At 32.4% G+C, this 12,576-nt stretch carries 13 protein-coding genes and 1 tRNA gene; 3 read left to right on the top strand and 11 right to left on the bottom strand.

Features of this window, described 5'->3' with window-relative positions; all coding sequences use genetic code 11:
* Nucleotides 1–15: 15 nt before the first annotated feature.
* From murD to bshC, 7 genes are all read right to left on the bottom strand, one after another.
* Nucleotides 16–1,365, bottom strand: coding sequence for a UDP-N-acetylmuramoyl-L-alanine--D-glutamate ligase (murD, locus tag HMPREF2658_RS03140; RefSeq protein ID WP_000936000.1), 1,350 nt, complete (start codon nt 1,363–1,365; stop codon nt 16–18).
* 1 nt (nt 1,366) lies between these two features.
* Entirely contained in the window at nt 1,367–2,332 is a 966-nt protein-coding gene (mraY, locus tag HMPREF2658_RS03135; protein ID WP_000578463.1) for a phospho-N-acetylmuramoyl-pentapeptide-transferase, read from the bottom strand.
* A 291-nt stretch (nt 2,333–2,623) separates the two neighbouring features.
* A complete protein-coding gene (locus HMPREF2658_RS03130; RefSeq protein WP_001118655.1) occupies nt 2,624–4,858 on the bottom strand; it encodes a penicillin-binding protein in 2,235 nt (744 codons plus the stop codon).
* Nucleotides 4,839–5,240 (bottom strand): cell division protein FtsL, encoded by a 402-nt coding sequence (gene ftsL, locus HMPREF2658_RS03125; protein ID WP_000257598.1) that lies wholly within the window; start codon nt 5,238–5,240, stop codon nt 4,839–4,841. Before ftsL ends, HMPREF2658_RS03130 begins: the two co-directional genes overlap by 20 nt.
* A gap of 13 nt (nt 5,241–5,253) precedes the next feature.
* A complete protein-coding gene (gene rsmH / locus HMPREF2658_RS03120) occupies nt 5,254–6,189 on the bottom strand; it encodes a 16S rRNA (cytosine(1402)-N(4))-methyltransferase RsmH (RefSeq protein WP_000468386.1) in 936 nt (311 codons plus the stop codon).
* Between the two features lie 15 nt (nt 6,190–6,204).
* A complete protein-coding gene (mraZ, locus tag HMPREF2658_RS03115) occupies nt 6,205–6,636 on the bottom strand; it encodes a division/cell wall cluster transcriptional repressor MraZ (protein ID WP_000480800.1) in 432 nt (143 codons plus the stop codon).
* 143 nt (nt 6,637–6,779) lie between these two features.
* On the bottom strand, nt 6,780–8,393 hold the full coding sequence (gene bshC, locus HMPREF2658_RS03110; RefSeq protein ID WP_000340462.1) for a bacillithiol biosynthesis cysteine-adding enzyme BshC: 1,614 nt from the start codon (nt 8,391–8,393) through the stop codon (nt 6,780–6,782).
* Between the two features lie 194 nt (nt 8,394–8,587).
* On the opposite strand from bshC, the gene HMPREF2658_RS03105 reads away from it, so the two are divergent.
* On the top strand, nt 8,588–9,028 hold the full coding sequence (locus HMPREF2658_RS03105) for an N-acetyltransferase (RefSeq protein ID WP_070854198.1): 441 nt from the start codon (nt 8,588–8,590) through the stop codon (nt 9,026–9,028).
* 107 nt (nt 9,029–9,135) lie between these two features.
* Here the strand turns inward: HMPREF2658_RS03105 and HMPREF2658_RS03100 are convergent, their stop codons facing one another.
* The 3 genes from HMPREF2658_RS03100 to HMPREF2658_RS03090 all read right to left on the bottom strand — a co-directional run bounded on the left by HMPREF2658_RS03100 (nt 9,136) and on the right by HMPREF2658_RS03090 (nt 10,280).
* Nucleotides 9,136–9,831 (bottom strand): YjjG family noncanonical pyrimidine nucleotidase, encoded by a 696-nt coding sequence (locus HMPREF2658_RS03100; protein ID WP_001796560.1) that lies wholly within the window; start codon nt 9,829–9,831, stop codon nt 9,136–9,138.
* 123 nt (nt 9,832–9,954) lie between these two features.
* Nucleotides 9,955–10,089, bottom strand: a complete 135-nt coding sequence (locus HMPREF2658_RS03095; protein ID WP_000147103.1) for a beta-class phenol-soluble modulin — start codon at nt 10,087–10,089, stop codon at nt 9,955–9,957.
* A gap of 56 nt (nt 10,090–10,145) precedes the next feature.
* Nucleotides 10,146–10,280, bottom strand: coding sequence for a beta-class phenol-soluble modulin (locus HMPREF2658_RS03090; RefSeq protein WP_000398672.1), 135 nt, complete (start codon nt 10,278–10,280; stop codon nt 10,146–10,148).
* Between the two features lie 363 nt (nt 10,281–10,643).
* Here HMPREF2658_RS03090 and HMPREF2658_RS03085 point away from each other — a divergent pair.
* A tRNA-Arg gene (locus HMPREF2658_RS03085) sits at nt 10,644–10,717 on the top strand.
* Between the two features lie 463 nt (nt 10,718–11,180).
* On the opposite strand, the gene HMPREF2658_RS03080 is transcribed toward HMPREF2658_RS03085, so the two are convergent.
* Nucleotides 11,181–11,369 carry a hypothetical protein gene (locus HMPREF2658_RS03080; protein WP_001245799.1) on the bottom strand — a complete coding sequence of 63 codons (189 nt, stop codon included), beginning with the start codon at nt 11,367–11,369 and terminating at the stop codon, nt 11,181–11,183.
* A gap of 245 nt (nt 11,370–11,614) precedes the next feature.
* Between HMPREF2658_RS03080 and HMPREF2658_RS03075 the strand changes: the two genes are divergently transcribed.
* Nucleotides 11,615–12,562 carry a TDT family transporter gene (locus HMPREF2658_RS03075; protein ID WP_001239274.1) on the top strand — a complete coding sequence of 316 codons (948 nt, stop codon included), beginning with the start codon at nt 11,615–11,617 and terminating at the stop codon, nt 12,560–12,562.
* The last annotated feature ends 14 nt before the right edge of the window (nt 12,563–12,576 follow it).

Here is a 12,576-nt window from a genome sequence, read left to right as displayed (position 1 = left end):
CAATACTCACACCCTTTAATAAGATGGTAAATGGGCACGGAATCTTTCAATAAATTTCTCTCCACGCTCTTCAAAAGTACTATATTGATCCCAACTTGCACAAGCAGGTGACAATAATACAACATCATTTGGTTCTATAATATCTTGTACTTTATCAACAGCGTCTTCGACATTGTTCGCTTCAATGACCGATTTCCCTTGACTATTACCTAGTTTAGCAAACTTAGTTTTCGTTTGTCCGAATACAACCATCGCGCGAACATTTTCCATATAAGGAATGAGCTCGTCAAATTCATTCCCTCGATCCAAACCACCACATAACCAAATGATTGGTTGATTAAATGAATTTAAGGCAAACTGTGTTGCTAGCGTGTTTGTTGCTTTGGAATCATTATAATATTTATTAGTTCTATTAGTACCAACATATTGTAATCTATGCTCTATTCCTGAAAATGTAGTTAAACTATCAATAATTGCTTTAATAGGTACACCAGCTAAAATACAAGCAAGCACAGCTGCTAATATATTTTCTAAATTATGTTCGCCAGGCAATACTAAATCTTCAGTGTTAATAATACGAACACCTTTATAAACGATAAAACCATCTTTAATATAAATACCATCAACTTCTTGTTGAGTTGAGAAATACAATGTCTTAGCTTTTAATTCTTCCGACTCTATCACTTGTCTTTGATGATAATTACAAATCAAATAATCTTCTTCCGTTTGATTTTTATATATTTGCTTTTTAGCATTTTGATAGTTTTCTAAATTTTCATGGTAATCTAGATGCGCTGAATAAATGTTAGTAATTATAGCAATGTGTGGTTTATACTTTTCGATTCCAAGTAACTGGAATGACGACAACTCTGTAACCAAATAATCTGTAGGCTGTACTTCTTGTGCTACTTTAGATGCAACATAACCAATATTGCCGGATAATCTTCCAGTTAAGCGACTTTTTTTAAACATATCTCCAATGAGAGAAGTAACTGTCGTTTTACCGTTTGTACCCGTTACAGCTATGATTGGTGCTTCAGAGATTAGATAACTTAACTCAACTTCTGTTAAAATTTTCAAACCTCTTTTCACTGCTTCATCAATAATAGATACTGTGTAAGGTATTCCAGGATTTTTAACAATTATTGGATTACTATCAAGCAATGTTAATGGATGACTTCCACTTACAACAGAAATGCCCATAGATTCTAAATCTTTTGCATGAGCATCTTGTGATAAGTCTTTCCCATCATTGACAGTCACATTCGCACCTAATTTACTTAATAATTTAGCTGCTTCATAACCACTTTTTGCCAAACCGACGACTAATACATTTTTATTTTCTAACCCTGTGTAATTAAGCATCTTAATGCACTCCAATCCATAAACCGATTAAACCTGAAATCAGACCAACAGCCCAAAATACTGTAACTACTTTCCATTCGCTCCAACCTATCAATTCAAAATGATGATGAATCGGACTCATTTTAAATATACGCTTTCCAGTCAATTTAAAGCTAGCGACTTGTAACATAACAGATAATGTTTCAATTACGAATACTAAACCTATAAAAATTAATGATAATTCCTGGTTAAGCATGATTGAAATCGTAGCAAATATACCACCTAAAGCTAAGCTACCTGTATCTCCCATAAACACTTTAGCGGGGTTAATGTTATATGGTAAAAATCCTAAAAGTGCAAACAACATAATGATACAGAAAATACCAATTGCCGTTTCTCCTAACACAAAGCTCATGATGGCATACATTGTAAATCCTATAATTGACAGTCCAGTTGCTAATCCATCTAAACCATCTGTTAAATTTACTGCATTAGAAAAACCTACTTGCCAAAAAACAATGAAAATAACATATGCAAATGATAGTGGAATTGCTACATTCGTAAATGGAATATGTATGCTCGTAGAAAAATTCACCAAATGAAATACATTACTTAAAATAAAGAAAATAATCGCAATACCAATTTGCGCCAAAAACTTCTGTTTACTTGTTAAACCTTGGTTATTCTTTTTAACAACAATAATATAATCATCTATAAAACCAATTAACCCAAAACCAATCGTCACAAATAATAACAGTATGATTGGATTAGATTGATCTACAAATATAATAGCAACCAAAGACGTTATCACAATACTTAATAGAAATGTTAGTCCACCCATCGTTGGTGTACCAGTCTTCTTCATATGGCTTTGTGGACCTTCTTCTCGAATACTTTGACCAAATTTCATCCTTTTTAACGTAGGTATTAAAACAGGTACCAAAACAAATGTAATCACTAGCGCTAATAACGCATATACAAAAATCATAACTATCTCCTCTTCTTAATCCAGACTTTTTTAACCACTAATATATTATCAATTTTTCAATTAAATAAACAAAGTTGTAATCAAAATTTATAATTTTTCTTTTTTACGGCATAAGAGGCCAGTATAAAAAGTTTGCCTATAACAAACAAGTTAATCTGACCTCGTCTACCTTAAAATTCTCTATCAACACTTATTTATAAAGATTAAATGAAGATGTTGTTTTCTATCACAGCATTACTTTAGTAAAAACAAATAGTGACAATACATCCTTATTTAATGTAGCCATTCTTTTTAGTCCGACTTATCCTTGTCAGTTTTACTGTCAGATTTCTTCTTATCATCTGAATTTGAATCAGAATTATTCGTCGAATTGCTGTCTACATTCTCTGATGAAAATTCTACGTCTATTTTATCTTTTTCAGTAAGTTTTTGTCCCTTACTAATTGATTGGTGGGAAACAAAACCGCTACCTTTTAAATTCACTTTAATATTTGTTAGGTTTTCAAAAGCAATGACATCTTCTTTCGTCCATCCTGTCATGTCAGGCATAGTTAAGTCTCCATCTGTTAATAACAGTACTTTACTATGAGGTAAGACTTTATTCCCTGCTTTTATAGATTGTGCTTTTATTTGTGTACCAGAACCGATAGTAACTGGTTCTAATGATTTTGCACTCACATTATCAATAGCTTTTTGTTTGTCTTGACCTTCAACATCTGGCACTTTACTATACTCTGCATTAGATGTGTCATCTTTTGATTTACCTACATTTAAATATTTCAAAGTATTTTCCATTATTGGTTTAAACGCTTTACTAACACCTAATTCATAAGCTTCTTGGTCATTTTTTTGTGCCAAGCTCATACCAGCGTATACAATAACTTTAGGATTTTTCTTCGGCGCGTCACCCATAAAACTTACAAAATATGGGTTTGGGCCTTTAACGTATCCACCACCATTAGGCGCAGCGACTTGTGCTGTACCAGTCTTACCTTCGACCTCATAACCATCAATACGATAGTTTGCAGCGTGACTCTTCTTACTATTCACAACTAAATCCAATTGCTTTTCAACTTTTTCAGCAGTTTCTTTTGTTATTGGTTTGCCTGCAATTTGTTTTTGACCTTTATAAAATTGTCTTTTACTAACAGGATTTTCAACGCTATTCACAAACCATGGTTTTAACATATTACCATCATTAAAGAACGCTGATTGTGCTTGTAACATTTGAACAGGTGTTACAGTTGTCGATTGACCAAATGATGACGTTTTTTGTTGCAACTCATTACTCCATCCAATTTGACCAGGTGCTTCTCCATCAAACATACCTTTAGTTGATTTTCCAAATCCAAATCGTTCATACCAAGATTTCATTTTGTCTGCACCAACTAAATCTTGTAAATGCATCATCAATGTATTAGATGAATAAGTAAATCCGAGTGACATTGGGATTTCACCCCAACCGACTCTATTCCAGTCTGAAATACGTGAACCCATAATATCTCTATGTCCAGATTTATATTTCTTATCAGGATCAAAAGCACCTTCTTGAATAGCAGCTGCTAACCCATATGATTTAAATGTTGATCCAGGCTCGTATGTGTTTTGATATAGGTCATTTGCCCACTTTTTACCAAAGTCTTTACCAGTTTCAGGATTAAATGTTGGTCGCTGACTGTATGCTAAAATTTCTCCAGTTTTGGCATCCATGACAACCGCAAATAAATCTTTCGGCTGGTATCTTTCAACCATGCCATCTAAAGCTTCTTCAACAAATACTTGAATATTTGAATCGATTGTTAAATGGACATCATCACCACGTTTAGGCTGCTTCTCTTTTTTAGTATTCGGTGCAATATATCCCCAAATATCATGAATATATCTCAATGATCCTTTAGATCCACTTAAATAACTATCAAAAATCTTTTCAACACCAAGCGCACCTTTAAGTTCACCAGTATCCGGATTTTTCTGAGCTCTACCAATTAAGTGTGATGCAAAATTGCCATTTGGATAAAAGCGTTCTGTTTCAGGCAATAAAGAAATACCAGGCAAATTCATTTTCTCTATTTTTAATTTGTCCTGATACGTTAAATTTGTTCCTTTGCGTCCAAATTCAATTTGGAAAGCTTTCTTTTGACTAAGTCTCTTTTCAATTTCCTCTGGCTTCATATCAATGACTGTAGATAATTTCTTTGCAGTCTCTTTTTTATCAACTACATGCCTAGGTTTTTTAGAATTGGCACTCGCCTTTTTATCTATTACTGCAACAAGTTTATATCTTTCTACATCTTCTGCTAGCACTTTACCATTACGATCATATATCTTTCCTCGTTCTGGTTGTTGTGCATTCTTAACTAAATACTTTTCATTTGCCTTCATGACTAAATCTTGACCATTAGAATGTCCAGTAATCATGATATATGAAATTCTTAAAACCAATATAAAAAAGAGCAGTCCGAATAAACCAACAAGTAGGACTGCCCCTATTTTATTTTTTTTAATTTTAATTTTTTGCTTCGCCATTACTACGCACTACCTTTACATTATCGTTCTCAAGGCTCATCCCCTGTTTCTTAGCCTTTTCGTATATGCGTTCATAAGAAGAATTCTTTTTGATTTCAGATTGTAAAGCACTGTTTTCACTTGATTGTTTATCTATTTTATAATCTAAATCTGCAATCTTTCCTCGCGTATCATACGCATCCATTTTTAAAGATAGCATATAAATACTTAACATAGCAATTACAGTAATCAAAGTTATGTATAAAACTTTTTCAAATTTAGTTAATTGTACAACCACTTTTCTCGAAACAGTCTTCTTTTCGGGCTTAGTTTGTGGTTGTTGCTTCGGTATACTATTATAAACTTGTTCGTCATATGGTTGGTACACTTTTTCTACAGCCATTATAAATTGCTCCTTATTTAAGTATTTCAGCTACACGTAATTTCGCGCTTCGTGCTCTGTTATTGTCATCTAAATCTTCTTCTGTAGCGGTAATCGGTTTACGATTAACACGCTTTAACTTAGGTGTATATGCTTCTGGTATAACTGGTAATCCTCTTGGTACCTCTGGACCTTTTTCATATTCTTGGAACACCTGTTTACATAAACGATCTTCTAAAGAATGGAAAGTGATTACCGAAATCCTGCCTTCTACTTTCACTAATTCAATCGCTTGTTCTATTGAATCTTCAAAAGCTGACAATTCATCGTTTACTGCAATTCGTAGTGCTTGAAATACTCGTTTTGCAGGATGTCCGCCTTTTCTTCTTGCTTTTGCAGGAATACCTTCTTTTATAATGTCAACTAATTCTAATGTTGTTGTTATTGGTTGTTGTTCGCGATGTGCTTCAATTCTACGAGCTATCTGTTTTGAAAATTTCTCCTCGCCATAGCGATAAAAAATCTTCACTAACGCTTCATATGACCAATTGTTAACAATTTCATATGCTGTTAGTTCTTGTGTTTGATCCATACGCATGTCTAATGTTGCGTCATGGTGATAACTGAATCCTCGTTCTGGAATGTCGAGTTGTGGGCTTGAAACACCCAAGTCGTAATAAATTCCATCTACTTTTTCAATGTTTAAGTCTTTTAATATTTGAGTTAATTCACGGAAGTTGCTATGAACAAAAGTCACCTTGTGCAAATGATCCTTTAATACCTCTTTAGCATTATCAATTGCAGTTTGGTCTTGATCGATTGCTATTAATCTTCCGTCGTCATTTAATTGATTTAGTAAATAAAGGGCATGTCCCGCTCCACCTAGCGTACAGTCAATGTACACACCATTTTCTTTTACATTTAAATAATCAATGGTTTCGTTTAACATAACGCTGATATGATGAAACACTTCAATTCCTCCATTTTAAAAATCAAAATCTATTAAATCTTCAGCAATATCTTCGAAACTTTCTTCAGATTCTTCATAGAAATCATTCCAAGTTTCTCTATCCCAAATCTCAATACGATTTGAAACACCGATTACTGTACATTCTTTAGTTAAATTAGCGTATTTCCTCAAGTTTTGAGGGATGTTAATACGCCCTTGCTTATCAAGTTCTACTTCAACAGCTCCAGAGAAGAACATACGCATAAACTTACGTGCGTCTTTTTTTGTCATAGGTAAGGTTTTCATTTTCTCTTCAATCTGTTGCCATTCGTCTAGAGTGTAACCGAATAAACATTTATCAAGGCCTCTTGTGATAATAAAACGCTCATTTAAGTCATAACGAAACTTGGACGGTATAATCATACGTCCTTTTGTATCTAATTGATGATCGTATTCTCCCATGAACATTTTTTATCACCTCACCTTATATATAATTTACCACATCTCCCCACTATCCACCACTATTTATACAAAATTTGTGAAATTTATTTTAAAAAACAAAAAAATGCCCGATTTATCATTAAGATAAATCGGGCTAAACCCTTGGTATATTAAGGTTTTATAATAATATGATCAAAAGTGTAAGAAAGTGGTGGATAGGTGGAGGGCTTGAACACATCTGTCCCAAAATCATTCAAAATTTGAAGTGGATTCCATATTCTTTCTTGTAATCCTCCCATTGGATGGAGTGTTTCTTGAATTTCTCTAAATTGCTTCATACTGATGTCGTTTTCTCTTTCAATGTTTAAAAGATAACGTTTTAACAAATAATCATACTGTTGTATATGAATTTCATTATTTTTATTCACAAGGTTAATATTATTTTGATTCCCCGCCACTTCATCTAATAAGTCTTGGTATAGACGACGCTGTTGTTCTATCATACCTTCTACCTTTTCAATAAATTGATCTGATGCTTGTTCTCTAATAAACTTACTTCTTTCTCCTTCAACACCATCGACTAACACTTTTTCTAATGGAATATTGTATTTCGAAAGTAATTTTTCAATACGGTCATTTAAATAAGTAATTCTAAGCCTTGGCATCACGATAGGCATTTCAACATCAAATAGTTCAAATACATCTTTTAGTTCAGCCCAGTACTTAATTTCACTCGGCCCTCCAATAAATGCCACCGTGTTAAATAGCCATTCTTCCATTAATGGTCTTGTCACTACATTATTAGAAAATAATTCAGGTTGATTTTCCGCAATATTTATAATTTCTTCCTTTATAAATGTCTTATCTGTTTTATTTAATTTAAAATGCTTACCATCATACGAAACTAATTGACGCAAATTTTCATCATGTAAGAATAAATGAACATTTGTATCTGTTTGTATCATCGCCTTCAAACCTTGATTTTGAGTGCGTTGTTGTGTTGCTCTAAATGCATCATCAAGCAATTGATGTTTTTTCAAAATCTTTTTAAACATAGGCGCTTCCATTTTTCTTAACGGCTCAAACTGCGCATCTACAAATAGAACGCCATATGCTTTAAATGTTTCATGCAGTAGTGCTTTAAACATATCAGTCCACGAGTCATATTGGTCAATAATTCTGTCACAAATTTCCAGTAGACCTTGTGTATGAACAGTTTCTTTCATATGAATGAACATCGTTTTTAAAGTTTGTTTCAACTCAGCCTTATCAGGATAATATCTAGAGACAGTCGTCTCTGGCATCTCCATTGTATGATATTTAACCTTATGCAGTGACCCATGATTTTCGTTATAAACAAATGTATGATTCACTTCATCGAAATCATGATCTTCTCCTGCAATCCAAAAAACGGGTACTACTTGTTGCTTATGTGTATCCGTTAATTCCTTAGATAAAGTAATGATTGAAAATATTTTATGGAATGTATACAATGGTCCCCCGAAAAGCCCTGCTTGTTGTCCACCAATCACAACTTTTGAACCATTAGCTAAATGTTGTATGTTTAATTCTTGTTCACTAGAAAGCTTTAAATCACTCATATATTCACGAATAACATTCGCTAATGCCGCTTCTCTTCCATTATTTTCTTTAGACATTCTTTTTTCAAAACTAATTTGTTGAGCTGCATCATATTGAAATAATCCTGTTATTACAGGATCACTGCTCTTTATTTTTGGTATAAACTGATCTTTTTCATTTAAACTAACTACTTTACAGTCCATGTTTTTTCTCCTTAAGTACGCGATTACAAACTATAGTATAAAGTCTATACCGGTGATTGACAATTTTACGGCTTGAAAATCAATTTAATCATGGAAAATTTATAATATTCATTGTTTTACATTTTCAAATCAATGAAAAACACAAGTGGTTTAATGTATAATAATAGTAGTAAACAAATAAGGGGTAGATAAATATGAGTGAAATCAAACGTCTTGAAATAAATTACAAAACTGACGAATTATTCGAAAACTTTAGAGCGTTTGGCAACAAAGACTTATACATGGTCAATGAGTTAAACGGTCAAATGATTGATGCAAGTTCAGATTCACCTTTTTATGGCATATTTGTCGGAGATCAATTAGGAGCTAGAATGGCATTACTAAAAAAAGGGGATGTCGAAGAAATCTACTTCCCAGATTTTGAAGATTATATATTATTATGGAAGTTAGAAGTATTGCCAAAATATCAAAACAGAGGGTACGCTTCAGAATTGATTCATTTTGCAAAGAGTTTCAATATGCCAATTAAAGCCATTGGCAGAAATGATTCTAAGGATTTCTTTTTACATCATGGATTTACAGATGTGGAAGCTAAAAATATAGAAGGACATGATGTCTTATTGTGGAAACCATAAGATAATAATATTCGACACTACGAGCATGAAAATGCATCTTTTCGTAGTGTCTTTTTTACAATTACTTTCGTAGCTAATATAAGTAAATCATTTTCAAATTATTTGTCTTAACGTACAATATCATTTAATTGTTTCCATGAATTAATTTCATAATCAGGTATAATTCCTGGATTATGATCAAATCCTCTAAAATTAAACCAGCAAGTAGCTATACCCGCATTGATTCCACCTAGAATGTCAGATGTTAAAGAATCTCCAACTATAATCGAGCGCTGTCTTTCATCCTCACCAATATCATTAAAAACATAATTAAAAAATTCCGGATTAGGTTTTTGATATCCTGTTTCTTCAGATATAAATATCTTTTTAATATATTTATGCAACGGCGTCTGATTTAACCTTCTCTTTTGCGTTTCGGTTACACCATTAGTAACAATATATAGATCATGTCTTTTCGATAACTCGACAATTGTTTCTAATGTTTGATCAAAGTATTTAACTTTAGCTTCTGCTAATCCATTTCTAAATAACACATCTGCACGATGCCCATCAACTTCCATTTGATGATGTTTGAAGTAATTCACAAATCGTTCTGATAATACTTCAGACTTCGATAATTTATTTTGTTGAAAAGCTTCCCAATGTTGGTGATTGATTTTTTTAAATGTTAAAAAATCATCCTTTGTTGCTTTATGATTAAAAACATTCGCCATATAGTGAAACGCCCATTCTTCTGCATCATAAAAATCAACAATTGTATCATCAAAGTCTATCAAAATATTTTTATATCCCAATTTCCTCACCTCCTATATTGTCTATGTATCTAAATCTTAACAGAGGCTCAAATTTCTGCAAATAAAATAAACTGAGTGCATAACATTAAAGTATGCTCACCCAGTTTATTTTAAAGAATATTAATAATTATATTAGAATCCGAATAATTTACCTAGTAAACCCACACCGTTAGCAACGATGTCTACGATACTTGTGCCTAACTTCACACTATCATGTTGTTGTGCAGCTTGCACAGTATTTGCGATTGCTTCTGCTAGTCCAGTCATTTAAATCTCTCCCTCACCTTTGAAATAATACTTATTACTTACATAACATATTGAAATTAGAACCCGAATAATTTACCTAGTAAACCTACGCCATTTTCAACGATGCTCACAATGCTTGTGCCTAATTTTGCGCCGTCATTATTAATTGCTGCAGTTACGGTATCTTTAATTGCGTTAAATAAACCTTCCATTGAAAACACTCCTTAAAATTTAAATTTGAAGATAACAAAAACGTGCGTAGCTTTTAAATCACCGAAATGTTATTCGCTTAACGTTTTGTTGTTGTTATTTTAAAATAAATTTGATGCAATTAGTTTGTTTATCCGCACAACATCTTATAATGTACTTAACTGTATTTTAAAGAGAAAAGATATACAGTTAGGCATTCAAAACTGTATTTAACACAATTAAGTTGCCTAAATTCGTATTTAAGTCTTATTGAACCTTTTTAGATAAATAGCTCTATAATAGTGAAAAATATAAACTTTTTTTATTTACAAGGTATTGCTAATTTAAGTTCATTTAGATATAATAATTCTTGTGTTGTTAAACGTGTCCTGGTAGCTCAGCTGGATAGAGCAATGGCCTTCTAAGCCATCGGTCGGGGGTTCGAATCCCTCCCAGGACGTTTATAGTATTTTTATACGCATTACTAAACAAAAGAGTTCCGTGATTACGGGGCTCTTTTTGTTTTGAATTTCAGTAATATAGTATGATGCGTCACCAAAACGTCCCCGCATAACCCCAGAAAATACAGTGATTAAAACAAGCACGCATATTCGTTATAGAATTTTTTGACACACAATTGACACGCGTCTGACACTTGTTTACACATTTTTAATTAAGTAATTTTGCGCTAAAATTTCATCTATACTGCACCTGAACTACACCAAAACTACACCAAGATTTTTATCACTCACCATTTGTATGCGTAGAAATTTTTATTATTATATTATTCCTATAGATTTTGATACTATTCAAAATTTTAGGGACTTTTCAGGGACCCGAAATTCTATAATTATATACATGTAAAAATAACCACGTCCATCGAGACGTGGTTTTCTAATTATTTAATTCACTAATTATTCTTCTTAATTTTCATCACTAAATATACCATTGGCAAATTTATAAAGTAGTTCAGCGTTTTTCAATGACATATTGTCTAATGATCTTTCATTTTTTCTCATTCTGTGTATTGTGCTTTGTGGCACTCCTGTTTGTTTTGATATATGTAAACTGCTCAAATCACTGTCTAATAGTTTTTGAATTTGATTTCTCATTTTGTACCCCCTTGTAAATCTTCAATCATTATTTAAATTAAATAATTACTTTTCCACATATTCCAATATTTAGGTTGCAAAGCATACTCAAGAATCATTAATTTTGAGATTTAAATGTCAATTATGTGTCTATCAATCCATTATACATACTCTAAAAACGTAATAGTACACACTCTTCTTATTAATAGGCCATAGCTATCATGATATAATTAGTGAAGAAAATCACATAAGAAAGGTTGTAAATCATGAGACTTCAAAAAGCACCTCTTGTAACGTCAGGACTAGTCTTAGGATTATTAGGCCTGGGCAATCTATTAAAAGACTTATCTCTTAGTTTAAACGCTGTTTGCGGAATCTTTGCTTTCTTGATTTGGATTCACCTTTTATGTACTATGCTCAAATATTTTAATAATGTGAAAGAACAATTAAACAGCCCTCTTGTTTCATCAGTGTTCACAACATTTTTCATGTCCGGCTTTTTAGGTACTACTTATTTAAATACATTTTTTAGTAACATCACATTTATCAATAATTTAATAACGCCTATTTGGATTTTATGCCTTGTGGGAATTATGACGCATATGATTATTTTTTCAATCAAATATTTAAAAGATTTTTCACTTGAGAATGTTTATCCATCATGGACTGTACTTTTTATTGGAATTGCTATCGCAGGATTGACGGCACCCGTCAGCGGATATTTTTTCATAGGTCAATTAACAGTAATATATGGCTTTGTAGCTACTTGTATTGTCTTACCTATAGTTTTCAAGCGATTAAAAGCATTTCCATTGCAGACGTCAATCAAACCAAACACATCGACAATTTGTGCACCATTTTCTTTAGTCGCTGCAGCATATGTTATAGCCTTTCCTAAGGCGAATACTTTTATCGTAATTATACTTTTACTATTAGCTCAAATATTTTATTTTTACATCATTATACAATTGCCTAAATTACTAAAAGAACCTTTTTCGCCAGTATTTTCAGCTTTCACATTCCCTTTAGTAATCTCTGCAACTGCTTTAAAGAACAGTTTGCCTGTACTTATGTTTCCAGTCATTTGGAAAGGTCTTTTGTTTATCGAAATGTTATTAGCCACTGTAATAGTACTTAGAGTCTTTATAGGATATCTTCACTTCTTTTTAAAAAAGGAAAATCAAGATAAATTTCTTCGTAATGCGTCTCAGTAACACTAATACCAAGA

Origin of the sequence: Staphylococcus sp. HMSC062H10 (genome assembly GCF_001836945.1) — a bacterium.
Taxonomy (GTDB): Bacteria; Bacillota; Bacilli; order Staphylococcales; family Staphylococcaceae; genus Staphylococcus; species Staphylococcus aureus.
Note: the sequence above shows the minus strand (reverse complement) of the source record. Positions and strands in the feature narration are given on the sequence as shown.